The 26427-nt window shown below is 71.8% G+C and carries 26 protein-coding genes; 15 read left to right on the top strand and 11 right to left on the bottom strand.

What is annotated here, in order from left to right:
• Positions 1–10 precede the first annotated feature (10 nt).
• Both OHA73_RS03185 and OHA73_RS03180 read right to left on the bottom strand, forming a co-directional pair.
• On the bottom strand, positions 11–1615 hold the full coding sequence (locus OHA73_RS03185; RefSeq protein ID WP_327658394.1) for an alpha-amylase family glycosyl hydrolase: 1605 nt from the start codon (positions 1613–1615) through the stop codon (positions 11–13).
• A 39-nt stretch (positions 1616–1654) separates the two neighbouring features.
• Positions 1655–2467 carry an endonuclease/exonuclease/phosphatase family protein gene (locus OHA73_RS03180; protein ID WP_267072229.1) on the bottom strand — a complete coding sequence of 271 codons (813 nt, stop codon included), beginning with the start codon at positions 2465–2467 and terminating at the stop codon, positions 1655–1657.
• A 179-nt stretch (positions 2468–2646) separates the two neighbouring features.
• Between OHA73_RS03180 and OHA73_RS03175 the strand changes: the two genes are divergently transcribed.
• From OHA73_RS03175 to OHA73_RS03165, 3 genes are all read left to right on the top strand, one after another.
• Entirely contained in the window at positions 2647–4749 is a 2103-nt protein-coding gene (locus OHA73_RS03175; protein WP_327658393.1) for a glycoside hydrolase family 3 N-terminal domain-containing protein, read from the top strand.
• 132 nt (positions 4750–4881) lie between these two features.
• Positions 4882–5079, top strand: a complete 198-nt coding sequence (locus OHA73_RS03170; RefSeq protein ID WP_266717607.1) for an antitoxin — start codon at positions 4882–4884, stop codon at positions 5077–5079.
• A 102-nt stretch (positions 5080–5181) separates the two neighbouring features.
• Complete coding sequence (locus OHA73_RS03165; protein ID WP_267072230.1) at positions 5182–5496, top strand: EthD family reductase; 315 nt, start codon at positions 5182–5184, stop codon at positions 5494–5496.
• A gap of 18 nt (positions 5497–5514) precedes the next feature.
• Here OHA73_RS03165 and OHA73_RS03160 read toward each other — a convergent pair whose 3' ends face one another.
• The 7 genes from OHA73_RS03160 to OHA73_RS03130 all read right to left on the bottom strand — a co-directional run bounded on the left by OHA73_RS03160 (position 5515) and on the right by OHA73_RS03130 (position 11990).
• Positions 5515–6690, bottom strand: a complete 1176-nt coding sequence (locus tag OHA73_RS03160; protein WP_267072231.1) for a pyridoxal phosphate-dependent aminotransferase — start codon at positions 6688–6690, stop codon at positions 5515–5517.
• 102 nt (positions 6691–6792) lie between these two features.
• Positions 6793–7095 carry a muconolactone Delta-isomerase gene (catC, locus tag OHA73_RS03155; protein ID WP_267072232.1) on the bottom strand — a complete coding sequence of 101 codons (303 nt, stop codon included), beginning with the start codon at positions 7093–7095 and terminating at the stop codon, positions 6793–6795.
• A gap of 6 nt (positions 7096–7101) precedes the next feature.
• A complete protein-coding gene (gene catA / locus OHA73_RS03150) occupies positions 7102–7956 on the bottom strand; it encodes a catechol 1,2-dioxygenase (RefSeq protein WP_267072233.1) in 855 nt (284 codons plus the stop codon).
• Positions 7957–7998: 42 nt separating this feature from the next.
• A complete protein-coding gene (locus tag OHA73_RS03145) occupies positions 7999–9102 on the bottom strand; it encodes a mandelate racemase/muconate lactonizing enzyme family protein (protein ID WP_267072234.1) in 1104 nt (367 codons plus the stop codon).
• Positions 9103–9118: 16 nt separating this feature from the next.
• Complete coding sequence (locus OHA73_RS03140) at positions 9119–10027, bottom strand: LysR substrate-binding domain-containing protein (RefSeq protein WP_327654073.1); 909 nt, start codon at positions 10025–10027, stop codon at positions 9119–9121.
• A 184-nt stretch (positions 10028–10211) separates the two neighbouring features.
• Entirely contained in the window at positions 10212–11234 is a 1023-nt protein-coding gene (locus OHA73_RS03135) for a hypothetical protein (protein ID WP_267072236.1), read from the bottom strand.
• Between the two features lie 120 nt (positions 11235–11354).
• The gene (locus OHA73_RS03130) at positions 11355–11990 is read right to left on the bottom strand and encodes a TetR/AcrR family transcriptional regulator (protein ID WP_267072237.1); all 636 of its coding nucleotides are present in this window, start codon (positions 11988–11990) and stop codon (positions 11355–11357) included.
• 83 nt (positions 11991–12073) lie between these two features.
• On the opposite strand from OHA73_RS03130, the gene OHA73_RS03125 reads away from it, so the two are divergent.
• From OHA73_RS03125 to OHA73_RS03080, 10 genes are all read left to right on the top strand, one after another.
• Positions 12074–13054, top strand: coding sequence for an aldo/keto reductase (locus tag OHA73_RS03125; protein WP_267072238.1), 981 nt, complete (start codon positions 12074–12076; stop codon positions 13052–13054).
• 173 nt (positions 13055–13227) lie between these two features.
• The gene (locus tag OHA73_RS03120; protein WP_327654072.1) at positions 13228–14103 is read left to right on the top strand and encodes a universal stress protein; all 876 of its coding nucleotides are present in this window, start codon (positions 13228–13230) and stop codon (positions 14101–14103) included.
• 212 nt (positions 14104–14315) lie between these two features.
• Complete coding sequence (locus OHA73_RS03115) at positions 14316–15083, top strand: crotonase/enoyl-CoA hydratase family protein (RefSeq protein WP_266717627.1); 768 nt, start codon at positions 14316–14318, stop codon at positions 15081–15083.
• Entirely contained in the window at positions 15080–16225 is a 1146-nt protein-coding gene (locus tag OHA73_RS03110) for a CaiB/BaiF CoA transferase family protein (protein WP_327654071.1), read from the top strand. The genes OHA73_RS03115 and OHA73_RS03110 overlap by 4 nt, the downstream gene beginning before the upstream one ends.
• A 23-nt stretch (positions 16226–16248) precedes the next feature.
• Positions 16249–17928, top strand: a complete 1680-nt coding sequence (locus OHA73_RS03105; protein ID WP_327654070.1) for a class I adenylate-forming enzyme family protein — start codon at positions 16249–16251, stop codon at positions 17926–17928.
• Positions 17925–18827, top strand: coding sequence for an acyl-CoA thioesterase (locus OHA73_RS03100; protein ID WP_327654069.1), 903 nt, complete (start codon positions 17925–17927; stop codon positions 18825–18827). Before OHA73_RS03105 ends, OHA73_RS03100 begins: the two co-directional genes overlap by 4 nt.
• Before the next feature lie 92 nt (positions 18828–18919).
• Positions 18920–20077, top strand: coding sequence for an acyl-CoA dehydrogenase family protein (locus OHA73_RS03095; RefSeq protein ID WP_327654068.1), 1158 nt, complete (start codon positions 18920–18922; stop codon positions 20075–20077).
• A gap of 44 nt (positions 20078–20121) precedes the next feature.
• On the top strand, positions 20122–20880 hold the full coding sequence (locus OHA73_RS03090; protein WP_266717636.1) for a 3-hydroxyacyl-CoA dehydrogenase: 759 nt from the start codon (positions 20122–20124) through the stop codon (positions 20878–20880).
• Between the two features lie 48 nt (positions 20881–20928).
• A complete protein-coding gene (locus tag OHA73_RS03085; protein WP_327654067.1) occupies positions 20929–22089 on the top strand; it encodes a thiolase family protein in 1161 nt (386 codons plus the stop codon).
• Between the two features lie 53 nt (positions 22090–22142).
• Positions 22143–22643 (top strand): nuclear transport factor 2 family protein, encoded by a 501-nt coding sequence (locus tag OHA73_RS03080; RefSeq protein WP_327654066.1) that lies wholly within the window; start codon positions 22143–22145, stop codon positions 22641–22643.
• Here OHA73_RS03080 and paaI read toward each other — a convergent pair.
• Complete coding sequence (gene paaI / locus OHA73_RS03075; protein ID WP_443063195.1) at positions 22624–23004, bottom strand: hydroxyphenylacetyl-CoA thioesterase PaaI; 381 nt, start codon at positions 23002–23004, stop codon at positions 22624–22626. The two genes, OHA73_RS03080 and paaI, sit on opposite strands and share 20 nt — an antisense overlap.
• 213 nt (positions 23005–23217) lie before the next feature.
• Here paaI and OHA73_RS03070 point away from each other — a divergent pair, with 213 nt between their 5' ends.
• Complete coding sequence (locus OHA73_RS03070) at positions 23218–23901, top strand: GAF and ANTAR domain-containing protein (RefSeq protein WP_266717642.1); 684 nt, start codon at positions 23218–23220, stop codon at positions 23899–23901.
• A gap of 37 nt (positions 23902–23938) precedes the next feature.
• Here the strand turns inward: OHA73_RS03070 and OHA73_RS03065 are convergent, their stop codons facing one another.
• Positions 23939–25069, bottom strand: coding sequence for an NDMA-dependent alcohol dehydrogenase (locus tag OHA73_RS03065; RefSeq protein WP_266717644.1), 1131 nt, complete (start codon positions 25067–25069; stop codon positions 23939–23941).
• A gap of 259 nt (positions 25070–25328) precedes the next feature.
• Here OHA73_RS03065 and OHA73_RS03060 point away from each other — a divergent pair, with 259 nt between their 5' ends.
• A complete protein-coding gene (locus tag OHA73_RS03060) occupies positions 25329–26396 on the top strand; it encodes an AraC family transcriptional regulator (protein ID WP_327654064.1) in 1068 nt (355 codons plus the stop codon).
• The last annotated feature ends 31 nt before the right edge of the window (positions 26397–26427 follow it).

Here is a 26427-nt window from a genome sequence, read left to right as displayed (position 1 = left end):
GCGGCCCGGCTCAGACCTCGAAGATCCCGAAGCCGAACCCGGCCGCCCGCACCGCTCCTTCGGTCACCTCGACACGCTGCGCGAGCAGCGGCGTCGCGGCCCGGCCCGCGTACTCGTACGGCAGGTCGAACGTGGTGGCGGCGCGGCCCGGGTTGACGATGACCAGGTGGTGCTCACCCCGTACGTACACCAGCGGATACCCGTCGTGCAGCACACGGGTCGCGCCACGCGAGCCCAACTCCGGGCGCGACGTGCGCAGTTCGATCAGGCGTCGGACCAGGTGCAGGAGTGAGTCGGGGTCGGCCTGCTGGTCCGCGACGTTCGGCCGGTCCGAGGCCTGGTCGAGCGGCAGGTACAGCTTGTCGGCCGGGGCGGTGGAGAAGCCCGCGTTCTCGGTGCCGTCCCACTGCATCGGCGTACGCGAACCGGCCCGGTTGTAGCGCGGGCCGAGCCGGCTGCCCTCGTGGTCGGGCAGGCCGGGGACGTAGCGCATGCCGATCTCGTCGCCGTAGTAGATCGCCGGCAGCGTCGGCCAGGTCAGCTGGAAGGCGAGCGCGGTGGGGAGTTGCTCCGGCGTGCGTGGGCCGCAGCACAGGCGGGAGAAGTCGTGGTTGGCGGTGGGCAGGCAGGCGAACCCGGCGTCGCCGATGGTGTCGGTCGTCGAGCGCCAGATGTCGAGGAACGTCCGCGGGGAGCCCTGCGCCTCCGCCCCGAAATACGGCTCCAGGGGCTCCCAGGGCTCGCTGACCGTGCCCTCGAAGTTGTTCCAGAGGGACCGCAGGGCGATGCCGTCCTGGACGGGGCCGAACTGGAGGAAGAAGTCGCCGTGGAAACCGGCGGGGACCGAGGTCGCCGGGTCTCCCCACTCGGAGAGCAGCGCGGCGTGCGGGTGCGTGGAGTCCAGCCAGCCGCGCAGCTCCCGCCACAGCGCCGAGGTCGCCGACTGGTCGGGGTCGTCCTTGACCAGCGACGCCGCCATGTCGACGCGGAAGCCGGACAGGCCGAGCGACAGCCAGTGGTCCATCACGTCGCGCAGCGCCTGCCGGTTGGCGCGCGGCCCCTCGGCGTCCACCGGGAGGCGCCACGGTTCGGCCGGATCCTGGCGCGCGTAGCCGAAGTTGAGGGCGGGCTGCGACTCGAAGAAGTTCGGCAGGTAGAAGCCGGGGCGGCTGCCGGGGGAGGCGACGAAGCCGTCGGGGAGCGTGGCCGGGTCCTCGGGGTTCGCCCAGATGTAGCGCTGGTCGGCGGGGTCGTTCGCGGACGTCGTGAACCAGGGGTGCGCGTCGGAGGTGTGCCCGGCCACCAGGTCGAGCAGGACGCGGATGCCGCGGCTCCGGGCGGCCTCGACGAGGCGGGCCAGGTCGTCGTTGGTTCCGTAGCGGGGCGCGACGGAGAAGTAGTCGCTGACGTCGTATCCGGCGTCGAGGAACGGGGACGCGAAGCAGGGGTTGAGCCACACAGTGTTCACGCCGAGCCAGGACAGATGGTCGAGCCGCGATTCGATCCCTGCGAAGTCGCCGATGCCGTCCCCGTCGGAGTCGGCGAAGCTCTGCGGATAGATCTGGTAGAGCACGGCGTCGGCGAGCCACTCGGTGGCGGGGCGTCGGTCGGACAGCGACACGGTGAACGTCCTTTGGGATGCGGGTGGTTGTGGTCAGCGGGCGGGCGTGCGCGGGACTCGAATCTCCGCACGCACCGGCAGGTGGTCCGTCGGACGCAGGCCGTCCCGGGTGAACTCGTCGAGCACGACCTCGCGGACCCGCGTGCCCGGTGACACGAGGATCCAGTCGATGCGCTCGCCGTCCGGCTCCGGAGTGCCGTAGTCGTGGAATGTGCCGAGGGCCGGCCCGCGCCGCTCGGCCACCTCCCAGGCGTCCACCAGGTCCGCCGCGTCGAGCAGCGCCGCGTGCACGTCGCCTCCCGCGGCGGTGTTGAAGTCGCCGGTCACGATGCGGGGGAGACCCGGGGCGAGGGCGCCCAGACGGTCGGCCAGGAGGTGGGCGGCGCGGGTACGCGCGTGCGCGCTCGCGTGGTCGAAGTGCGTGTTCGCGGCGAGGAGTTCGGCGCCGGTCACGAGGTCGCGCAGCCGCAGCCACGTCACCATGCGCGGGCAGCCCCCGCCCCAGGTCTCCGAACCCGCCACCTCCGGTGTGTCGGACAGCCAGAAGTCGCCGTGCTCCAGGGCCTCGAAGCGCTCGCGGTCGTAGCCGACGGCCATGAACTCGCCGCTCTCGCCGCCCTCCCTGCCCTGCCCCACCCACGCGTAGCGCTCGCTCCCGAGATCGTCGGCGAGCTCGCGCAGTGGCTCCCGCAGCCCCTCCTGCGTACCGAGCAGATGCGGCCGCGCAGCGCGCAGCAGCTCCGCGACGAGCGGGCGGCGCCCGCGCCACGGACGGGGTGAACCGGGCCAGTCCACATGCAGGTTGAGCGTCATGACCCGGAGCAGTCCCGATTCGTCGTCCGTCATGGGAAACCTCCGGGAAGGCCCGGTGGGGGGCCTTGTCGCCACCAATTGAATGCGCTTACATTCATGCCGCGCGAGAACGTTAACTTCGCGGACATCGATACGGCAACAGGCAGAGAAGGCTTCGAGGTCACCCCGTGCTGCGAGCGTACGAACCACAAGTCAAGGAACTGCTGGACCGGATGACGGTCCAGGAGAAACTGGGGCAGCTCCAGCAGCTGACGTGGACCGGCGAGACAGGACCCGGCGGCGGGCAGACCGCCGAGACGGAGGAGGCGGCGCGGGCGGGACGGCTCGGCTCCGTCCTGAACATCCACGGCGCGGCGCACACCAACGCGCTGCAGCGGATCGCCGTCGAGGAGTCCAGGCTCGGCATCCCGCTCCTCTTCGGCCTCGACGTGATCCACGGCTTCTGGACCACGTTCCCGATCCCGCTCGCCCAGGCCGCGGCCTTCGACCCCGAGGTGTCCCGGAGCGACGCCGAGGTGGCGAACGCCGAGACCAGGACGAACGGGGTGCGCTGGACGTTCGCCCCGATGATGGACGTGACGCACGAGCCGCGCTGGGGCCGGATCGCCGAGGGCTCCGGGGAGGACCCTTACCTCAACGCGGTCTACGCCGTCGCCAAGATCCGGGCCCACCAGGGCGCGGCCGACGGCAGCGAGCTCGCGCACGACGACCGGCTCGCCGCCTGCGCCAAGCACTTCGTCGCGTACGGGGGTGCGGAGGGCGGTCGCGACTACAACACGGTCGACATGTCCGAACAGCGGCTGCGCAACCACTACTTGCCGCCCTTCAAGGCCGCGGTCGACGCGGGCGCGGCCACCGTGATGGCCGCGTTCAACACGGTCGGCGGCGTCCCCGCGCACGGCAACGCGCACACGATGCAGGCGATCCTCAAGGACGAGTGGGACTTCGACGGCTTCGTGGTCAGCGACTACACGGGCGTCCAGGAGCTGATCGCGCACGGCTTCGCGGAGGACGGCGCGGACGCGGCCGCCCTCGCCTTCACCGCGGGCATGGACATGGAGATGGTCTCCACGGACATCACCGAACACGGCGAGAGCCTGGTCGCGTCGGGTGCGCTGCCGCTCGGCCGCCTGGACGACGCCGTCGCCCGCGTCCTGCGCCTGAAGTACGCGCTCGGCCTGTTCGACACCCCGTACTGCGACGAGTCCGCCGAGATCACCGAACCGGGCCCCGCCGCCCGCACGGCCGCCCGTGCGGCGGCCGCGCGCTGCATGGTGCTGCTCAAGAACGAGGCGTCGGCGCTGCCGCTCGCGCCGGACGTCGGATCGGTCGCCGTCGTCGGCCCCTTCGCCGACTCGACCGACCTGCACGGCACCTGGGCAGGACCCGGCTGCCGCCGCTTCCCGTCCGTGAGCGTCGTGGACGCGGTGCGCGACGCGGCCCCGTCGGCTTTGGTGACGCATGCGGGCACGGACCCGTCGGAGGCGGCCGACGCGGCCCGCGAGGCGGACGTCACCGTGGTCGTCGTGGGGGAGGACCCGGCGCTCAGCGGCGAGGCCGCGGCCCGCGCCGACATCGGACTGCCCGCGGGCCAGGAGGAGCTGATCGCCGCGGTCGCCGCGACCGGCAAGCCGTACGTGGTGGTCCTCGTCAACGGCAGGCCGCTGGTCCTCGGCGACTGGTACGACGCGGCGCCCGCCGTCCTCGAGGCCTGGCACGGCGGCATCGAGGCGGGAAGCGCCGTCGCCGACGCCCTGTTCGGCGCGGTGAACCCGGGCGGCAAACTGCCGGTGACGTTCCCGCGCGCGGTGGGCCAGATCCCCGTCTACTACAACCACGAAAGCACGGGCCGCCCCTACGACCCCGACGAGAAGTACACCTCCAAGTACCTCGACCTTGAGGACGGCCCGCGCCTGCCCTTCGGCCACGGCCTGAGCTATACGACGTTCACGACATCGGCCCCGACACTGACCCGCGAGTCCCTCACCCGGGACGAGCTGAGCGACGGCGCCACGGTCGAGGTCACCGTCACGGTCACCAACACCGGCGACCGCATCGGAGACGAGACCGTCCAGCTGTACGTCCACGACGTCGCGGCCAGCATCGCCCAGCCCGTCCGCAAGCTCCGCGGCTTCCGACGCGTCACCCTCGCCCCCGGCGCCACCACCACGGCCACCTTCCCCCTCGGCGAGGAGGACCTGGGCTTCTGGACCAACGACCCGGCGGGCACCTTCCGCGTCGAGCGGGGACGGTTCGACGTGTACGCGGGGACCAGCTCGACGACGCGCGCGTACGGGACGCTGCGCGTGCTGTGACCTGTAGCGCGCCCGGGACCCCGGCCCGCGGGGCCCCCGGGCGCTCCTTCCCGCCACGCAGCTGCGCGCGCATGCGAGCAACGCCCACAGGGGTGATCCTGGATGACAGGAGAGGTCCACGAGGAGGTTGCAATGTCTGCGATGGACAAGATCAAACAGATGATCAAGGGGCGCGAGTCCCAGGCCGGCAAGGGCATCGACATGGCGGGCGACGCCGTGGACAAGAAGACCGGGAACAAGTACAGCTCCCAGGTCGACTCCGCCCAGGACCAGGCCAAGAAGTATCTGGGAGCGGACAAGGGCAAGGGGCAGGACGAGTCGCAGAAGTAGCCGGACTGCTCCGTCCCGGCCGGGGAAGGTGACAGTGGTGCGGGAGGGCCGTGTCGACACGGCCCTCTACTTGAGCGGACCGTGCCACGAGGAGGCCGACCGATGTACCGGATGACCGTCATCTACGATCACCCCGCCGACCCCGAGAAGTTCCTGAAGTACTACCGGGAGGTGCACGCGCCGCTGGCTTCGGGGACGCAGGGGCTGCGGTCCTTCCAGTGGAGCGTGTCGGAGATGCCCGACGGCTCGCGGCCGCCGCACTTCGTGGTGGCGGCGCTCGACTGGGACTCCAAGGAGGACGCGCTCGCCGCGCTCGCCACACCGGCCGGTAAGGCGGGCGCCGACGACATCGCCAACTTCGTCGCGCCGGGCGGGGTCACCGTGAGCTTCTCGGAGGTCATCACCTACCCGCTCTGAGGGCGCCGCTGTTCAGGTTCACCGCAGGGTGGCCACGAACCTGCCCAACCGCTCGATGCCCTCGCGCAGTTCATCGGCCGACGCCGCGTACGACAGCCGTACGTGTGTGTCGGCCGTGTGCGTTCCGAAGTCGCGGCCCGGGGTGAGCGCCACGTGCGCCTCCTGCAGGGCCCGCTCGCAGAACTCCCACGAGGTGAGACCGGTGCCGCCGACGTCGAAGTAGACGTAGAAGGCGCCGTCGGGCGGGACCGGGACGGGCAGGCCGATCCGCCGCAGGCCGTCGAGGACGAGCGCGCGGCGCTCGCCGAACTCGGTGCGGCGCTCCTCGCAGACCGCGAGGGACGCCGGGGTGAAGCACGCCAGAGCGGCCTGCTGGGCGGGGGCCGAGGCGCACAGGAAGTAGTTCTGGGCGAGCCGCTCCAGCGCGGGGACCAGCTCCTTCGGCGCGATGCACCAGCCGAGCCGCCAGCCGGTCATGCCGAAGTACTTCGAGAAGCTGTTGATGACGAGGGCGTCGGGGTCGACCGACAGCGCGCTGCGCGGCGGCCGGCCGTGCTCGTCGTGGTCGCTGAGGTCGAGGTAGATCTCGTCGACGATCCGCCACGCGTCGCGCTCGCGTGCGAACCGGCAGATCGCGTCGAGTTCCTCGATCGGCGCGGAGGTCCCGGTCGGGTTCGAGGGCGTGGCGACCATGACGCCCGACGTCCGGTCCGTCCAGTGCTTCCGCACCGATGCCGCGTCCAGCTGGAAGCGGGTCTCCGCGGCCGTCGGTACGAGGGCGACGTGCGCGCCGAAGCTCTCGACGATCTGCCGGTTGCACGGGTACGAGGGGTCCCCGATCAGCACCTCGTCGCCGGCGTCGACGAGGGCCGCGGTCGCCAGCACCAGGGCGGCGGAGGCGCCGGCGGTCACGACGACGCGCGACGGGTCGACCTCGACGTGGTGCCGTTCCCGGTAGAAACCGGCGATCGCCTCCCTCAGCGCGGGCAGGCCCAGCGCCGCCGTGTAGGGCAGCGGCCGCCCGTCCATGGCCTCGCGCATCGCCTCCCGCACCGCAGGGGGCGCCCCGAAGTCCGGTTCCCCGATGCTGAGTTTGACGACGTGGTGGCCCTCGGCCTCCAGCGCCGCGGCCTGCTTGCCGAACTCCATCGCGTAGAACGGGGCGACGTTCCGCGCGCGTTGCGAGATCTTCATGCCGCGACCTCCGTCACGATCGCGGCCGGGAGCTCGGAGCTGCTCCAGCTGGTCAGGGCGGGCCGTCCGGGCGTTTTCGCGGTGGTGTCGGGCATGGCGTGATCATATTTCAGTGGGCCGGGCCCCGGCGGCGAGGTCCGACGGATGCTGGGCGAGCGGTGTCACCTCGATGGACATGAAGGGGAACAGTGGGAGGTTCCACAGGATGCGGTGCAGTGCCTCGTTGTCGGCGACGTCGAAGACGCTGAGGTTGGAGTACTGGCCGACACATCGCCAGATGTGCACCCACTCACCGGACTTCTGCAGCTCATGGCAGTAGGCCTTCTCGCGGGCCACCAGGTCGGCGCGGTCGTCCGGCGCGAGGTCGCGCGGGATGTCGACGTCCATGCGTACAGCGAACAGCATCGTGCATCACGCCTTGTCGAGAACGAAGTCGTACGTCACCTCGCGCCCGTCGCCCGCGGCGACCGGCGTCGGATCGAGGATCAGCTCGGGCTTGACGGCGTCGGCGATGTCGTCGGACACGTGCTCGCCGCCCTTGAAGTACAGCTGGGTGGTGATGAGTTGGTGGCCGGGAGCCGACACCTTGAGGTGCAGATGGGCCGGGCGCCAGGCGTGCCAGCCCGCGGCCGAGATGAGCTGGCCGCAGGAGCCGTCGGTGGGGATCTGGTACGGGGCCGGCTGCACCGTGTGGATCTTGAAGTTGCCCTGCTCGTCGGCGGCGACCGTGCCGCGCAGGTTCCACTCCGGCAGGCCGGGAGCGTACTGGGAGTAGAAGCCGTCGTCGTCGGCGTGCCACATCTCGACGGTGGCGCCGGAAAGGGGGGTGCCGTCGACGGTGCGCACCTGGCCCTGGAACAGCAGGGGTGTGCCGCCCTCGTCCTCGCGCATCGGCAGGGTGGCCTCGGCGGGCAGCTCCGGCGCGTCGGGGACGTAGTACGGGCCCTCGATGGTGCCCTTGCTGCCCTCCCGGTCCTCGTTCGCGACCTCCTCGACGACGTGCTCGACCCACACGTCGAGGAACAGCGGCCACTCGCCGTCCTCGCCGACCTGGATCAGCCACGACTTGAGCGCGTCGTACTCGGCGTAGGTCACCTTGTGGCGGCGGATGATGTCGTGGGTGGCGCCCAGGAGTTCGGAGACGAGGGTGTTCACCCGCGCGGTGTCGGCGGCCGGGGCCCCGGCGCGCTGCTTGCTGCGGAACTGGTCGGTGGCCGCGTTGCCCGATGCGGCGGCCGTGGCCTGCTCTGTGGCGGTGTCGGTCATGATGTGTCCCGTCCTTGATGGGGTGGAGGTGCGTCGGGTGTGTCAGACGTCCTGGCGGTAGCGGGCCAGCTTCTCGGGGTCGATGTCGATCCCGAGGCCCGCGCCCTCGCGGACGCGCAGCGTCCCGTCCGCGATGGTGAGCGGCTCGGTGAGCAGGTCGTCGGACATGTCGAGGAAGTTGGAGAGTTCACCGGCGTGCAGCGAGGAAGTGCGGTGGGCGGCGCCGAACGCGACGGAGCACAACGTGCCGATCTGCCCGTCGATCTGATTGCCCATCACCACCTCGACGCCGAGGCCCTCGCACTGGTGCAGCACCCGCTGGGAGGCGGTGAAACCGGTGCGGGCGGTCTTGATGCTGATGGCGGTCGCCGAGCCACCGAGCAGCTCGCGGGTGACCTCGGCTGCCCGGGTCGCGCTCTCGTCGGCGATGAAGGGGACCTGGCTCTGCGCGACGAGCCACCGCCGCCCCAACACGTCGTCGGCGGGGCAGAGTTCCTCCGCGAACGTCAGGTCCAGGTCGGCCATCTCGCGCAGGGCGCGGGCCGCGTCGGACGGCGACCAGCCGCGGTTGCCGTCGACGTAGAGCTCCACGTCCGGTCCGAGTGCCGTGCGCAGCGCCCGGCAGGCGGCGACGTCCTCGGAGTACGGGTTGCGGCCGACCTTCACCTTGAAGGTGGTGATGCCGTACGTGTCCCGGATCCGTTCGGCCTCGGCGACCATCGTGTCGGCCGGGGCGAAGCCGACCATGTGGCTGACGCGCATCCGGTCGCCGAAGCCGCCGAGCAGCCCGGACACCGGAAGTCCCGCGTGCTGGCCGAGCAGGTCCCACAGGGCCATGTCGATGGCGGCCTTGGCGGCCGGGTTGCCCACGGTCCGGTCGAGGCGGGCGTGCACCATCTCCCGTTCCAGGACGGTGAGTCCGAGGATCTGCGGTGTGAAGATCTTCTCGATCACGGCGACGACGGACTCCTGCGTCTCGCCGTACGTGTAGGGGCGCGGCGGCGCCTCGGCGGTTCCCACCAGGCCCTCGTCGGTGTGCACGCGGACCAGTACGTGGTCGGCGGTGTGCACCTCGCCGCTCGCGAACCGCAGCGGCTTGACGTAGGGAATGGCAAAGGGAATGGCCTCCACCTTGACGATCTTCATGGCATTCCCTCGGTCCTCATAGGGTTTCCTCGGTCTCTCTCGCAAACAGGTCGTGCCGCTCCAGGACGTCAAGGAGCTGCCGGATCAGTGGTGTCTCGTCCTCGCTGCGCCAGGCCAGCGCCAGCGGCACGGTCAGCGCGTCCTCGATCGCCCGGCACACCACGCCCTCGCGGGGCGCGGAGCGGATCGAGGCGGGCAGCACCGCCACCCCCAGACCGGCGGCGACCAGGGCGAGCGCGGCCGAGGTCTCGGTGACCTCGTACGCGCGGTGCGGATAGAAGCCCGAGGCCAGGCAGGAGCGGACGACGGCGTCGTTGACGACGGAGCCGAGCGTCGCGCCGTACATGATGAAGTCCTCGTGGCGCAGCTGCTCGATGCGGATGCCCTGGGCGTCGGCGAGCCGGTGACCTTCCGGTACGGCCGCGATGAGCGGCTCGTCGGCGATCAGCCGGTGCGCGATGCCCTCCTGGCGGATGGGCGGGCGCAGCACGCCGACGTCGAGGCGCCGCTCGATGAGGCCGAGCTCCTGGGCGGGCGTCAGCATCTCCGTGTGCACCTCCATCCGTACGTGCGGCATCTCCTGCTTCACCAGCCGTGCCAGGGACGGCAGTTGGCGGTACGAGGCGGACCCGGTCAGACCGACCCGGAGCACACCCTCGACGCCGGTGGCGAACCGACCCACTCGGGCCACCGCCTCGTCGACGGATTTGAGGATGCGCTCCACATCGGTGCGGAACACCTCGCCCGCGCCGGTCAGGGACACCTGCCGGGTGGTGCGGGTGAACAGCTCCACACCCAGTTCCGTCTCCAGGCGACGGATCGCCTGGGAGAGCGGCGGCTGAGCCATGTGCAGCGCCTGCGCGGCCTTGCCGAAGTGACGTGTCTCGGCGACGGCCGCGAAGTAGCGCAGGTGCCTCAATTCCATCCGACTGCCCCTTTGTTGCGGTTCGGCGGGGCCCTCGTTGCGCTTCAGCGTAGGGAGCGGACCCCATACCCCACAAATATCTTGTTGCAGGGTATTGAGAGGTCCGCGATATCAATAGCCCCCGGGCCGGCCTCGGGGGAGGGGCGCAGGATGATCGAGCTGGGCGCCACCCAGAAGACCGGCCTCACTCGTACATCACGTACGACGGGCGCGGGCGCAGGCCGAGGACCTGGTCGGGGGTCATCAGGTGGGTGCCGCCCTCGGTGTCCTCCTCGAGGAACAGCTTGAAACCGGTGCGGAGCCGGTCGGGCATCTTGTCGACCAGGCGGTCCCAGGTGTGCCGCTTGAGCTGGGGGCTGCCTATGCCGTCGGCACTCTTGATCACGGCTACTCCGTCGGGGACGTCGAGCGCCGCTTCGTCGTGGACGACCGACTCCGCGACCTGGTGGTAGACGAACGCCTTCTCCGGCAGGTCGTGGTGGTCCACGAGCGAGGCGAGATGGTCGGCGATCCGGGTGAGTTCGGACCCGCTGGTGTGTCCGTACGTGTCGCCGGGGATCTGGCCGGTATCCATCTCCCACTCGGGGTCGAGTGCGATGCCCACGTCCGGCCGGACGAGCCACTTCTCCAGGGCCTTCACCTCACCGAGGGCGTCCGCGCGGCCCGGCTGGATGTTGAGCAGCAGCAGCGCCTTGTGCCGGCGTGCGGCCTCGTAGAAGGTGCTGATCGTCTTGTCGGGGGTGCGCGTGCGGTACGTGCCGTCGGGGCCCGCGCCGGGGTTGGCGACGGTGGCGAGCAGTTCGAGGACGGGCAGCACGCGGCGGCCGTCGGCGTACGCGCGCCCGCGCCGTTCGAGCTCCGCGACACGGTCGTCGAGGTCACCCGTGCCGAGCCGGCCGAGCGCGGTCGCGCCCGGCAGCCCGCAGTAGCCGACGAGCCGGTGCTCGGGGAACAACCGGCGCCCGCCGCGCGGCAGTTCGGGGCGGTGGTGGGTGGGGCTGGGTGAGGGGGACCGCGAGGGCTTCGAGGGTCCGCGTGCCGCCTTCTCGGTACCGGAGGGCCGGTCGTCGGCCCCGGACGTGCCGCATCCGCCGATGAGCGCGGCCGCGGAGGTCGCCCCCGCGGCGAGCAGCACCCGCCGCCGCGAACCTCCCACCCCGGGGTCCGTGCTGTCGTCCCGGCCGGCGCTGTGACCGACTGTCCGCATCTGGCCTCCCCACGTAGTGATCATCGTCCATGGGGTGCCTTGCCGACGTGTGCGATGCGAAACGTGTGCGGGATACACATGCGGTGCTGATCAGCCACGCGGCCGGGGGTAGGGGTGGAGCTACGCGGACGCGGCCCCGGTGTCCGTCTCCTCGCACGGGCGCAGCGCGTCCACCACGAGGTCGAGCAACGGACCCACGCGGTCCGCGCGGTCGCCCGCCGTCGTGGACAGGAACACACCGAGCAGCATGGTGATCACGTCGTCGGCGGGCACGTCGCCGCGCAGCGTGCCCACGCGCGAGCCGGCGTCCAGGAACGAGGTGACCGCGGCGGTCAGCCGCTCCCGGGTGTTCGCCGTGACGCCACGCCCGGAGGCCGGGGCGAGAGCGAGGCTGCCGGCCATCGCGCGCTTCGTCGTGACGAGGTCCGCGTACCGGTTCATCCACGCCCGCAGCGCGTCCTGCGGCGGCAGCTCGCCGAGCAGGGGTTCGACGGCGTCGGTCACGGCGTCCAGCTCGGCGGAGTAGACGGCCTCGACGAGGGCCTCACGGGTGGGGAAGTGCCGGTAGAGGGTGCCGATGCCGACCCCCGCCTCCCGGGCGATCGCCTCCAGCGCCACCGTCGTGTCGTCCCGGGTGAAGGCAGTACGGGCGGCGGCGAGAAGTCTCTCCCGGTTGCGGCGCGCGTCCGCGCGGGCGGGGCGGTCGGCCTTGCCCCCGCTGGGCGCCGGGTTCGGGTCATTCGTGGACGCAGGCAAAGCGGAGGCTCCTCCGGTTGTGCTACCTTCGACGTAACGGAGGTTCCTCCGTTTCCTCTATCTTCGCACGAGGCGGGATTCCCATGACCTCTTCCGCGTCTTCTTCTGCTTCCTCTCCCTCCACTTCCTCACCCTCCGCCGTCACCGCGAACGGCACCCCGCGCCCCGGCGGCGCCGGACGGCTCTTCGGCCGGGACGTCTCGCGCGTCGGATTCGGCGCGATGCAGATGCCCCGCCTGGACCCGGACCGCGCCGCGGCCGTCGCGCTGCTGCGCCGCGCCGTCGAGCTGGGCGTCGACCACATCGACACCGCCCAGTTCTACGGGCACGGCTTCTCCAACGAGATCATCCGCGAGGCGCTGCGGCCCGAGGACGACGTCCTCGTCGTCAGCAAGGTCGGCGCCACCCCCGACTCCGAAGGACCGCTGCCGCTGCGGCTCGCCCAACGGCCCGAGGAACTGCGGGCCGGCGTCGAGGACAACCTCAAGAGCCTCGGCGTCGACCAGGTCCCGCTGGTCAACCTGCGCCGCGCCGAGACAGGCCCCGGACTGCGGGCCGAGGGCGATCAGATCGTCGACATCGACGACCAGCTCGCCGTCATGACCGCCCTGCGCGACGAGGGCAAGATCGGCGCCATCGGGCTCAGCAATGTGGGCATCGACGAACTGCGCCGGGGCCTGCCCGCCGGGATCGCCTGCGTACAGAACGCCTACAGCCTCGTGGCCCGCGGCGACGAGGAGATGCTGCGGCTCTGCCTCGACGAGGGCATCGCCTGGGTGCCCTACTTCCCGCTGGGCAGCGCCTTCCCCGGCATGCCCAAGGTCACGGACGAGCCCGCCGTCACCGCGGCCGCCGAGAAGCTGGGCGCGTCCCCGGCCCAGGTCGGCCTCGCCTGGCTGCTGCACCACGCCCCGAACGTCCTGCTGATCCCGGGCACCGCGAACGCCGACCACCTCGCGGCGAACGTCGAAGCGGGCGCGCTCGCCCTCGACGCGGCGACGCTGGCCGAGCTGGACGCGGTGCCGACGCGATCGGGCGACATCGAGATCGAGGACCACGAGTGAGCGGTTCACGAGTGAGCGGTTGACGGCGGCGTTCGGGCCTGGATGCCGGGTCCGAACGCCGCCGCACGCGCAGGGCTCCCGGCCGCCCCGCCGTGCGAGCGACCGCTCCCCGGGTCAGTCTGGAGAGCGGAGCCACGCAGGCAGGACGGCAGAGCCGACGAGGGAGCGCACACATGGCGGGCCACGTGCTGGTCGGGGCCGATGGATCGGATTCGAGCCTGGAGGCGGTCGCGGTCGCCGCTCACGAGGCGCGGCGGCGCGGGCTCGGTGTGCGCGTCCTGAACGCGTTCACCTGGCCGATGCTGAAGTTTCGGCACGGCTCGTCGTCCGAGGAGACGGCGGAGCCGGCCCTGCGCCGTCGGGCCGAGGAGATCGTGGCGGCGGCGGTCGAGCGGGTCCGCACCGAGGAGCCCGGCCTCGCCCCGGTCGAGGGCGAAGTCGTCACGGGCGAAGCGCTCACCGTCCTGGCCGCCCGCTCGCGCGACGCCGACCTGATCGTCGTCGGCAGCCGCGGCCTGGGCGCCTTCTCCGGCCTGCTGATCGGCTCGGTCGCCGTGCACCTCGCCGCGCACGCGGACTGCCCGGTCCTCGTCGTACGCGGCCGAGCCCGGCCGGAGGGCCCCGTCGCGGTCGCCGTCGACGGCTCGGACGCTGCGAAGACGGCGGTCGAGGAGGCCTTCGACGAGGCCGCGCACCGCGGGGCGGAGCTGCTCGCCGTGCACGTGTGGAACACCTGGAGCGGCACGGGCCCCGCGGGCCCCGGCGCCCCCGCGCCGCTCTGGTACGACACGGACAAGCTGCGCGAGGACAGCGAGCAGACGCTGTCCGGGGCGCTGGCCGCCGGCCGGATCCGCCACCCCGATGTCGAGGTGGAGGCGCGCTCCGTGCACGGCCGGGTGCGCCCGAGCCTGATCGAGACCTCGCAGGAGGCGAGCCTCCTCGTGGTCGGCGCGCGCGGCCGGGGCGGCTTCCAGGGGCTGCTGCTCGGCTCGGTCAGCCAGGCGCTGCTGCACCACGCGGACTGCCCGGTCCTCGTCACGCGCCGCTGACGGGCCGACAGTTCCCTCCAGGCGGCCGCGCGGCGCGAACACCCCTGCCGTCCCCCGGAATTGATCACGGGTCTGGACAGCCCGGCACCCACCCTCGTAGCTTAACGAATGTTCAATGCGGGGTGGGTGAGGCCGAGCCGTGCCGGGCGGAGCGGTCGTCGGCCGCTCCGTCGCAGCGTACGCAGTCCGCGACCCACTCCGGGAGCCCCGCAATGACCGACGCCGTGCTCAGCGAATTCCGTGCCGACGGGATCACCGTCATCACGCTCAACCGCCCCGAGGCCCGCAACGCGGTCAACCGTGTCGTCGCCGAAGGCGTGGCCGCCGCGCTCGACGAACTCGACCGCAGGGACGACCAGGTGGTCGGCGTGATCACCGGCGCGGGCGGCAGCTTCTGCTCCGGGATGGACCTCAAGGCGTTCCTCACGGGCGAGACCCCGAGCATCGAGGGACGCGGCCTCGCCGGCATCACCGAGGCGCCGCCGCGCAAGCCGATCGTCGCCGCCGTCGAGGGATACGCCCTGGCCGGCGGCTGCGAGATCGCGCTCGCCTGCGACATGGTCGTGGCGGCGAGCGACGCCAAGTTCGGGATACCCGAGGTCAAGCGGGGGCTCGTCGCCGCGGCGGGCGGGCTGTTGCGGCTGCCGCGGCGCATCCCGTACTCCGTCGCCCTGGAGATCGCCCTGACCGGCGACTTCCTGGACGCCGCCCGCGCCCACACCTACGGCCTCGTCAACCGGGTCACCGAACCCGGCGCCGCGCTCGACGGCGCGCTCGCACTCGCCCGCGCCATCGCAGCCAACGGACCGCTCGCCGTCCGCGCCACCAAGGAGATCGTCGCGAACGCGCCCAACTGGCCCGCCGACGAGGAGTGGCAGCGCATGCGGGAGATCGCGGGACCGGTGATGGAATCCGACGACGCGCGTGAAGGGGCCCGCGCCTTCGCCGAGAAGCGCGCCCCGCGCTGGACCGGCCGGTGAGCGCCGGACCGCTCGCCGGGATACGGATCGTGGAGCTGGGCGGCATCGGGCCCGCCCCGTTCTGCGGAATGCTGCTCGCCGACCTCGGCGCCGAGGTCATCAGGGTCGACCGCCCCGCAGAGGCCGGGAAGGACAGCCCCCACCCCGTCATCCTGCGGGGCCGCAGCTCCGTCGCCGTCAACCTCAAGGACGCCGAAGGTGCCGCCCTCGTAAGGCAGTTGATCGGGCGCTCCGACGCCGTCATCGAGGGGTTCCGGCCCGGCGTCGCCGAACGCCTCGGCCTCGGCCCCGACGTCCTGCTCGCCGCGAACCCGAAGCTCGTGTACGGGCGGATGACCGGCTGGGGGCAGGACGGTCCGCTCGCCCAGGAGCCCGGGCACGACATCAACTACATAGCCGTAGCAGGGGCGTTGCACACCATGGGGCCCGCCGACGGGGACCCCGTGCCGCCGCTCAACCTCGTGGGCGACTTCGGCGGGGGCGGCATGCTGCTCGCGCTCGGCCTCGTAAGCGCGCTGCTGCACGCCCGCACCAGCGGCGTGGGACAGGTCGTCGACGCCGCCATGACCGACGGCACCGCGCTGCTGCTCGCCATGACGTACGGGTTCCTGGCCAAGGGCGGCTGGCAGGACCGGCGCGGCGTCAACATGCTCGACGGCGGCGCCCCCTTCTACGCCGTGTACCGCTGCGCCGACGACCGGCACGTCGCCGTCGGCGCCATCGAGCCGCAGTTCTACGCGGCGCTGCTGCGCGTCCTGGACCTCGTAGACGACGAGCGGTTCGCGCGCCAGCACGACCGTGCCAACTGGGCTTTGATGAAGGACGAGTTGGCGCACCTCTTCGCCACACGCACCCGCGACGAATGGGCCCGCGCCTTCGACGGGCAGGGCGCCTGCGTGTCCCCGGTCCTGTCGCTGAACGAGGCGCCCGAGCACCCCCACAACAGCGCCCGCTCGACCTACCGGCGCGGCCCCCACGGCGGTCCCGAACCCTCGCCCGCGCCGCGCTTCACCACCACACCGCCCGGCGAGCCCGCCCCCGCCCCGTGCGTCGGCGCCGACACCACGGAGGTCCTCACCACGCTGGCCGGGCTCGACCCCGACGACATCGACACACTCCGCGAGAAGGGAATCGTCGGTTGACGACGCGCTACGTGCCCCCGGGCATGCCCCAGAGCCTCAGCTACCCCGACGCCGCCGTCGGCGACCTGCTCGCCGGAACCGCCCACCGCCACCCCGACCGCACCGCCCTGCGCGACGGCGAACTCACCTTCACCTACAGCGAGATGTACGACACCGCGCTACGGCTGGCCGCCGGGCTGCGCGCACGGGGTGTCGGGCACGGCGACGCCGTCGCGCTGCACCAGCCCAACTCGGCCTGGTTCACCGTCTCGTACTATGCCGTCCTGCTGGCCGGTGCGGTCGTCGTCCCCCTCAACCCGGCCCTGCCGCCCGCGGCATTGCGCGAGCAGCTCGACGAGGCGCGGGCCGTCGCCGCGTTCACCCACCCGGTGACCGCGCCCGCGCTCACGAAGGCCGCCGCGCCGGGCCTCCGCCTGACCGTCCTCGTCCCGGCGACGGCCACCGCGCCCGCCGCCGACGGGGGCGCCGAGCCCGGCGACGTACCACTTGAAGAGCTGCTGGCGGCCGAGCCGGGGGAGCGGGTGGCCGTCGGCGGGGACGATCTGGCACACCTGGCCTTCACCGGAGGCACGACAGGGCGCTCCAAGGCGGTCCGCGTGCTGCACCGCAACGTCCTGGCGAACGCCCTGCAGATGGCCTGCTGGCGCGGCGCCGCCGTGCCCGGCACCGACGGCGCGGGCCGGGTGGCGCTCGCATCCGTGCCCGCGGCCCGGACCGCACACACGCTGAACCTGGGCGAGGCCACCGCCGTGGCGCTCGCCCCGCTCTTCCACGCCATGGGACTCGTCGGCCAGTCCGTCAGCGTGGCGGTGGCCAGCACGGTCGTGATGGCGGGCCGCTTCGAACCCCGCCGGTTCGCGCGGCTCATCGAGGAGCACGGTGTCACCACCGTGCCCGGCTCGCCCGCCCTCTTCCACGCGCTGCTCGCCCTGCCCGGCGTCGAGAAGCTCGACCTCTCCTCGGTGCGCAGCGTCAACTCCGGCGCCGCGCCCGTCGACACGGACACCATGCACCGCCTCGCCACGCTCTTCCCGAACGCCACGATCGTCGAGGGATACGGGCTCACCGAGGCCACCATGGCGCTCGCCGCGCACCCGCTGGTGGACGACAACCCGGTGCCCGAGGGCAGCGTCGGCGCCCCGGTCTTCGACACCGAGGTCGAGATCAGGGAACTCGGCTGCGGCCCCGCCCTGCCCGTCGGCGGGACCGGCGAGGTGTGGGCGCGCGGCCCGCAGATCACCGACGGCTACCAGGGTCACCCCGACCTGACGGCCGAGCAGTTCCAGGACGGCTGGCTGCGCACCGGCGACCTGGGGCGCGTCGACGAGGACGGCTGGCTGTACCTGGTCGGGCGGGCCAAGGACATGCTGATCTACAAGGGGTACAACGTCTATCCGACGCCGCTGGAGGACCTGCTCCACCGGCACCCCGCCGTCGCGGGCGCCAGCGTCATCGGCGCGCCGCGGTCCGGGGTCGGCGAGATCCCCGTCGCGTACGTCGTGCTGCGCTCCGGGCATCGGGCGGGCCCCGAACTGGCCGGGAAACTCATGGCGTTCGTGGCCGAGCACGTCGCCCCGTACCAGCGGCTGCGGGAGATCCACTTCCTGGACGCCCTTCCGGTCTCGGCCGCCGGGAAGATCCTCAAGACGGACCTGCGGCAGCGGTACGCGGCCGCCGACGGAGCGGGAGTGACACAAGCGTGAGCAGCGGCATGGTCGACGAGGCGACGGCCCGGGACGCGTCCGAGGGTACGGACATCGCGGCCCCGGCCGCCCTCGGCGAGCTCGGGAAGGGCAGACACGTCCAGGTCGAGGCGGTCGGCGACGGCGCCTACGAGGGGTACTGCCACTCCGGCCGCGCGGCCGCCCGCAGTTACGGCGGCGCCGTCCTCGCCCAGGCCCTGGACGCCGCCCGGCGCAGCGTGGACGAGGACCGGGTCGTGCACTCGCTGCACGCCTACTTCCTGCGCGCCCTGTCGCCCGAGCGGCCGGTGCGGTTCACGCCCGAGGTGGTGCGCGACGGGCGCAGCTACTCGATGCGGCAGGTGACTGGCGTCCAGGACGGCAAGGAGTCCCTTGCCATGAGTGTGTCGTTCAAGCAGCCGCAGCCGGGCGGCAGTTGGCGCCAGCCCGGCATGCCCGACGTGCCGGGACCCGAAGGGCTGCCCGAAGGCTGGACGCACCGCCCGCACGACCATCCGCTGTACACCTCGACCGCGTACCGCGAAGTGCCGCTGGAGCGGGACCCCGACGCCGGACGCATCGACCGCTACGTCTGGTTGCGCACGGTCGGCGCCATGCCCGACGACCCGGGCCTGCACGCCTGTGTCCTCGCCTACATCTGCGACGCTCCGCTCGCCCCCACCGCCCTGGTGGCTTACGGCGAGCCACGACCCCGCGGCATCGCGCTGGCCTCGCTCGACCACGCCATGTGGTTCCACCGCCCGGTGCGCGTCGACGAGTGGCTGCTGTTCGCGTGCCACAGCGTCGTCGCCGGTGACGGCAGGACCCTGGCGCAGGGCCAATTCTGGACCAGGGAAGGGGAGTTGGTCGCCTCGGTCACCCAGGAGGCGCTCCTCCATGTGCCGCGCGGAGTCTCGTGACGCGCGGGTGAAAGGTCCACGGGGACGGGTTGTCAGGGCCCGTCGGGCCGACGTAACTTAACGATCGTTCTACACAGGCAGAAGGGGCCGCTGTGCGCCGTACGCTGTTCAACGAGGACCATGAGGCGTTCCGCCGGATGCTGCGGGACTTCATCGCCAAGGAAGTCACCCCCGTCCACCAGGAGTGGGAGGAACAGGGGCACCCGCCGCGCGACTTCTACCGCAGGCTCGGCGAGCTGGGCGTGCTCGGCATCCAGGTGCCCGAGGAGTTCGGCGGCGCGGGCGAGGCCAGCCTCAAGTTCGCGGCCGTCGCCGTCGAGGAGACGACACGCGCCGGTGTCACCTTCGGCAACTACTCGGTGCACTCGAATCTGATCCTGCCGTACCTGCTGACGTACGCCACGCAGGAGCAGAAGGAGCGCTGGCTGCCCGGCTTCGCCTCAGGTGACCTCATGACGGCGATCGCCATGACCGAGCCCGGCACCGGATCCGACCTCGCCAACATCCAGACCAGGGCCGAACTCTCCGCCGACGGCACGCACTACGTCCTCAACGGCGCCAAGACGTTCATCACCGGCGGCGCCCTCGCCGACCTGGTCCTCGTCGTCGCGCGCACCGCGCCCTACGATCCCGAGGACCGCCGTGGCGGCCTGTCGATCCTCGTCGTGGAGTCCGCGAGCGAGGGCTTCTCCGTCGGCCGCAAGCTCCAGAAGATCGGGCTCAAGGCCTCCGATACCGCCGAACTCGCCTTCGTGGACGTCAAGGTGCCGGCCGAGAACCTGCTGGGCGAGGCGGGCAAGGGATTCTCCTACCTGTCCCACAATCTCGCCCAGGAACGCCTGATGATCGCCCTGGGCGGTTCGGGGACGGCCGCTGCGGCGCTGCGCTTCGCCACCGACTACGTGAAGGAGCGCACGGTCTTCGGCAAGCCGGTCGCCCACTTCCAGAACACCAAGTTCGTGCTCGCCGAGTGCGCCACCGAGGTCGAGGCCGCGCAGCTGATGGCCGACCGCGCCCTCGAACTGCACGACGAGGGCGAGCTGTCCGTCGCCGACGCCGCGAAGGCGAAGCTGTTCTGCACCGAGGTCGCGGGCCGTGTCATCGACAAGTGCCTTCAGCTGCACGGCGGTTACGGCTACGTCACCGAGTACCCGATCGCCCGCCTGTACGCCGACACCCGCGTCTCGCGCATCTACGGCGGCACCAACGAGGTGATGAAGACCATCATCGCCAAGTCGCTCGGCCTCTGACCCTTCTCCCCTTCTCCACCGCCACGACGAACAAGGGACCTGCCATGCAGATCGACGCCCAGTCCTCCGCCCTGATCACCGGTGGCGCCTCCGGCCTCGGGCGCGCCACCGCCGAGCGGCTCCTCGCCACGGGTGCCAAGGTCGTCATCTTCGACCTGCCCACCTCCGACGGGGAGAACGTCGCCAAGGAGATCGGCGCCACCTTCGTCGCCGGCGACGTCACCAGCGAGGCCGACGCCACCGCCGCGGTCGAGGCAGCCGTCGCGCTCGCCCCCCTGCGCGTCACCGTCAACTGCGCGGGCATCGGCTCCGCCGGGCGCACGGTCGGCAAGGAGGGCCCGTACGTCCTCGACACCTTCCGCAAGGTCGTCGAGATCAACCTGATCGGCACCTTCAACGTCATCCGCCTCGCCGCCCAGGCCATGACCGGCAACGAACCGGTCGAGGGCGAGCGCGGCGTCATCGTCAACACCGCCTCCGTGGCCGCGTTCGACGGGCAGATCGGCCAGTGCGCGTACTCGGCGTCCAAGGGCGGCATCGTCGGCATGACGCTGCCCATCGCCCGCGACCTCGCCCGCATGAACATCCGCGTGATGACCATCGCGCCCGGCCTGTTCGAGACGCCGCTGCTCGGCCGGCTGCCGCAGGAGGCCAAGGACTCGCTCGGCGCGCAGGTGCCGCACCCGGCCCGCCTCGGGCAGCCGGCCGAGTACGCGCACATGGTCGAGTCGATCGTCACCAACCCGATGCTCAACGGCGAGACCATCCGCCTCGACGGCGCCATCCGCATGGCACCCAAGTAGGCCGCCCGCAAACCGCGCCAACCCCCTTATTACGTTGAGGAGTTCACCATGCGTGACGCAGTCATAGTCGACGCCGTACGGACCCCCGTCGGCAAGGGCAAGCCGGGCGGCGCGCTCTCCGACGTCCACCCCGTCGACCTCTCCGCCCATGTCCTGAAGGCCCTCGCCGAGCGCAACGGCCTCGACCCGGCCACCGTCGACGACGTCATCTGGGGCTGCGTGTCCCAGGTCGGCGAGCAGGCGGGTGGCGTCGGCCGGTTCGCGGTGCTCGCCGCCGGCTGGCCCGAGTCCGTGCCGGGACTGACCATCGACCGCCAGTGCGGCTCCTCGCAGCAGTCCGTGCACCAGGCCGCCGCCGGGGTCATCGCCGGGCAGTACGACATCGCCATCGCGGGCGGCGTCGAGTCCATGTCCCGCGTCCCGATGGGCTCCTCGCGCGCGGGCGGCCAGGCCGGCAAGCCGTTCGGCCCGCTCGTCGGCGAGCGCTACGACCACGTCGTCTTCAACCAGGGCGTCGGCGCCGAGATGATCGCCGAGGAGTTCGGACTCACCCGCGCCGAGCTCGACCAGCACGCCGCCGACTCGCACGAGAAAGCCGCCCGCGCCATCGACGAGGGCCGCTTCAAGAACCAGATCACCCCGGTCACCCTCGCCGACGGCACGCTCTTCGACACCGACGAGGGCGTACGGCGCGGCACGACGGTCGAGAAGCTGGCCGGGCTGAAGACGCCGTTCAAGGAGGACGGGGTCATCTCGGCGGGCAACGCCTCGCAGATCTCCGACGGCGCCGCCGCCCTCCTCGTCACCACGTCCGAGGTGGCCGCGCGCAACGGCTGGACGCCGCTGGCCCGTTTCCACACGGGCACCGTCACCGGCGTCGACCCGATCACCATGCTCAAGGGCCCGATCCCGGCCACCGCCAAGGTCCTGGAGCGCGCGGGCCTCTCGCTCGACGAGATCGGCACGTACGAGATCAACGAGGCCTTCGCCTCCGTCTCCCTCGGCTGGCAGCGCCAGACCGGCGCCGACTACGCCCGCCTGAACCCCAACGGCGGCGCGATGGCCCTCGGCCACCCCCTCGGCGGCTCCGGCGCCCGCCTGATGACCACGCTGGTGCACCACATGAAGGACAACGGCATCCGCTACGGTCTGCAGTCCATGTGCGAGGGCGGCGGCATGGCCAACGCGACGGTGCTCGAACTGCTCTGAGACCGGGGGCGGTGCGGGCGCGTCCTGGCCACGACAGAAGGAGTGAGCAGAGTTTGACCGACCACGCCGCCACGCCGGACGACTCCGCCACCGCCCGCCCGCCGCTTCCGCCGTTCACGCGCGAGACGGCCGTGCAGAAGGTGCGTCTGGCGGAGGACGCCTGGAACACCCGTGACCCGCAGCGCGTCTCGCTCGCGTACACGCCGGACAGCCAGTGGCGCAATCGCGCCGAATTCCCGGCCGGGCGCGCCGACATCGTCGCCTTCCTCACGCGCAAGTGGAACCAGGAGCTCGACTACCGGTTGATCAAGGAGCTGTGGGCGTTCGACGGCCACCGCATCGCGGTCCGTTTCGCGTACGAGTGTCACGACGACGCGGGCAACTGGAAGCGCGCGTACGGCAATGAGAACTGGGAGTTCGACGAGAACGGGTTGATGCGCAGGCGCCACGCCTCCATCAACGACCTGCCGATCGCCGAGAAGGACCGCGCCTTCCACTGGCCGCTCGGCCGTCGCCCCGACGACCACCCGGGCCTCAGCGACCTGGGTCTCTAGCAACCCTGCGGCTGCGCCCCCGGAACTCGGCGATCACCGACTCCTCGCGCGTCACGCGCACGTCGTAGAGGCCGCTGCGGCCGAAGCGGGTGACCTCGTGGGCGGTGGCCACCAGCACGTCGCCCTCGTGTGCGGGCGCGACGAAGGTGATGTCGGCTCCGGAGGCCACGGTGACGGGGCCCTCGCTGTTGCAGGCGCAGGCGAAGGCCGTGTCGGCGAAGAGGAACATGTAGCCGCCGTGGGCGATGCCGTGGCCGTTGACCATCGACGCCGTCACCTTCATCCGGAGCGCGGCATGTCCCGTGCCGTGCTCCAGGAGTTCGATGCCGAGGAGCTGGGAGGCGAGGTCCGCAGCGAACATGCGCTCCGCGGGGCCCGGTTCGCCGGATTCCGTCACGCTGTCTTCCCTCACGCCGGCTTCCCCTCCCGCTCAATTGCCGACCGACCATTCGGTGTGTGGTGGGGCCAAGCCTGCCACGTCCGCCCCGGACCGCGACAGGTTCCGGTCGGGGCGGACGTGGCAGGCTTGGCCCGTCGCAAGGAACGTACGTACCCCGAAGCCGAGGAGCACGGCATGGAATGGCGTGATTTCGCCCTGAATATGGCGTCCATGGCGCGCGAGCTCCTGGCACAGGAGTCCGTGGACGCGACGCTGCACAAGATCACCACATGGGCCGTCGACCAGGTCGAGGGCTGCGACTCGGCGGGCATCCTCGTCCTGCGCAAGGGCGAGGTCGAAACGCTGGCCGCCACCGATCAACTCGTCGTCGACAGCGACCGGCTCCAGGGCCGCCTTCGCGAGGGGCCGTGCTTCGACGCGGCCCGCACCGGACACCCCGTGTTCCGCCTCAAGGACCTCTCGACCGAGACGACACGCTGGCGCGAGTACGCCCCGCGCGCCCACGAGCTCGGTATCGGCAGCATGATGGGCTTCCTGCTCTACACCGAGAACGAGGGCGACCTCGGGGCTCTCAACATCTACTCCAAGAAGCCGGGAGCGTTCACGGAGGCCAGTGAGACCGCCGGCTGGCTCCTCGCCTCGCACGCCGCCGTGGCCTTCGCCAGCGCCCGCGAACATGCCTCCCTGTACCGCGCCGTGGAGACCCGACACATCATCGGTGAGGCCATGGGCATCCTCATGGCCGGCCACGACCTGACCGAAGCGGAGGCGTTCGCCACGCTGCGCCGCTACTCGCAGGAGAACAACGTCAAGCTCCGCGACGTGGCCCGCCAGGTGAGCGAACGGGGCGGCCTGTGACTCTCCAGGGACCCGCCCCTCGTCGGCCGGTCCTGGCTCAGTAATCCGCGTCGGTGTAACGGACCACGCCGCGCAGGTTCTTGCCGTCCCGCATGTCCTGGTAGCCCTGGTTGATCTCCTCCAGGCGGTAGGTGCGCGTGGTGAGTTCGTCGAGTTTGAGCTGCCCGGTGCGGTACTGCTCGAGGAGGCGGGGGATCTGGGTGCGCGGGCTGATGCCGCCGAAGATGGCGCCCTGGATCCGCTTCTGCATCAGCGCCAGGTCGAAGAGGCCGACCTTGGCGTCGATCTGCGTCATGTCCGCGATGGCCGTCACGACGACCTGGCCGCCCTTGGCGGTCATCGCGAGCGCCGGGGCCAGCTGGTCGCCCTGCAGTTCGCCGACGGTCAGGATGACGGTGTGGGCCTGCGCGCCCCAGGTCAGCTCCGCGACAGGACCCGCGGCCTCCTCCATGGAGGCGAAGGTGTGCGTGGCGCCGAACTCCCGTGCCTTGTCCCGCTTGAACTCGACCGGGTCCACCGCGATCACGAACCGCGCGCCGGCCGCCGCCGCGCCCTGCACCGCGTTGATGCCGACGCCGCCGACACCCACGATCACGACCGTGTCGCCCGGCCGGGTGTTGCCGATGGAGACGGCGGAGCCCCAGCCCGTGGAGACGCCGCAGCCCAGCAGTGCGGCCGCCTCCAGCGGCACGTCCTTCTCGATCTTGATGACGGAGGACTGGCTGACGGTGACGTACGGGGCGAACGTGCCCAGCAGACACATCGGCGTGACCGGGGCGCCGCCCGCGGTGCGCGTGCGGAACGTGTTGTCGGCGATGGACTGCCCGGTGAGCAGGTTGGCGCCCTGGTCGCACAGGTTCTGCAGACCCTGCGAACAGGGGCGACAGACACCGCAGGCCGGGATGAAGCCGAGGACGGCGTGGTCGCCCACCTCGACGCCGGCGACACCGGGGCCGACCTTCGTCACGACACCCGCGCCCTCGTGCCCGCCGAGAAGCGGGTAGGAGGCGGCGAGGTTCGCCCCGCCCCGGAAGTGCTCGTCGGAGTGGCACAAGCCCGAGGCGGCCAGGCGCAGTTGCACCTCGCCCGCGACCGGGTCGCCGACCTCGATCGGCTCGACCGTCCAGTCCTCGCCGGGCTTGTGGAGCAGGGCTCCCTTGGTCTGCATGCGCATCCTCCCTGCTTCGGCAACATTGCCGCGCCCGACCGCGCCCTCGTCACGAACCACCGGACGGCCGGACAGGGCCGGACACACTTGCCTCACGCTAGGGCGGCACGCCCGAGCGCCTCCATGACCAAAGCGGACAAGGCCGGGACAGATTCGGACACGCAGCCGGGTTGTGGCCGCCGAGAGCGCCGTGCTGTCATGAACTCCCCTGACGGGTACGGGCGTTGGCCGTGTGACAGCGGGAAACGGAGGGCCGGTCATGACCGTGCCGGTGGACACGGCTGCCGCGCAGCCGGAGGTCATCGCCGAGGGATTCACCGACTGGGACTTTCCGCGCGCCGCCTCGGGCGTCGTCCTGCTGCTCGACTTCGCCGCGGAACAGGGTCTGGGCTCGGCCGACTGCCTCGGGGGTACGGGCATCGACGCGGCCTCGCTCGGCGACCCGCACCACCTCGTCGAGGCCTCGCAGGAGATCGCCGTCGTCCGCAATCTGCTGCACGGGCTCGGCGACCGCCCGGGTCTCGGCATCGAGGTCGGTGCCCGCTACCACGTCACCACGTTCGGCCTGTTCGGCTACGCGCTGCTCAGCGCCCCGACGATGCGCGAGGTGTTCCGGTACGGGCTGCGGTACTCGGCGCTCACCTTCGGCTTCGCCCGGCACAGCGCCGTCGTGGACGCGGCGGGCGACGTCCTGCACCGCATGGACGGCGGCCGGATCCCCGCCGACGTACGGCGCTTCCTCGTCGAACGGGACTGCGCCGCCAACATCGTCCTCGGCCGCCAGGTGTTCGCCGGCGGCCCGCCCGTCCCGCTGCGCCGCGTCGACCTCGCCTTCCCCGAGCCGCCGGGCGCCGCGCGGCCCACGGTGCTCGACGCGCCGGTCCGCTACGGCGCCGCGACGACCGCCCTCGTCTACGACAACGGCATCCTCGACAGCCCGCTGCCGCACGGGAATCCGCACACCGCGCAGATCTGCCGGGAGCTGTGCGAACGCCTCGTGGCGCAGCGGGCGGGCGCGAGCGGCGCGGCCCGCACGGTGCGCAGGCAGCTGCTGGCGGGCGGCGGCCCCGACCCCGGCATCGAGCACATCGCGCGCCGGATGAACATCACCTCGCGCACCCTGCGCCGCAGGCTCGCGGCCGAGGGCACCACCTACCGGCGCCTGCTCGACGACGTACGGCTCACCCTCGTACAGGACGGTCTGCGGGACGAGCGGCTGTCCGCGGCCGAGCTGGCGCACCGGCTCGGCTACTCGGAGCCGTCGAGCTTCATGCGGGCCTTCCGCCGCTGGACGGCCGCCGACTCCGGCCGGTCCGAGGGAAGTTGAGCCGTGCCCGCCCGCCCTGAACGAACGATCA

Origin of the sequence: Streptomyces sp. NBC_00483 (assembly GCF_036013745.1) — a bacterium.
Taxonomy (GTDB): Bacteria; Actinomycetota; Actinomycetes; order Streptomycetales; family Streptomycetaceae; genus Streptomyces.
The sequence above is the reverse complement of the archived record's forward strand: the minus strand, read 5'-3'. Positions and strand labels throughout refer to the sequence as shown.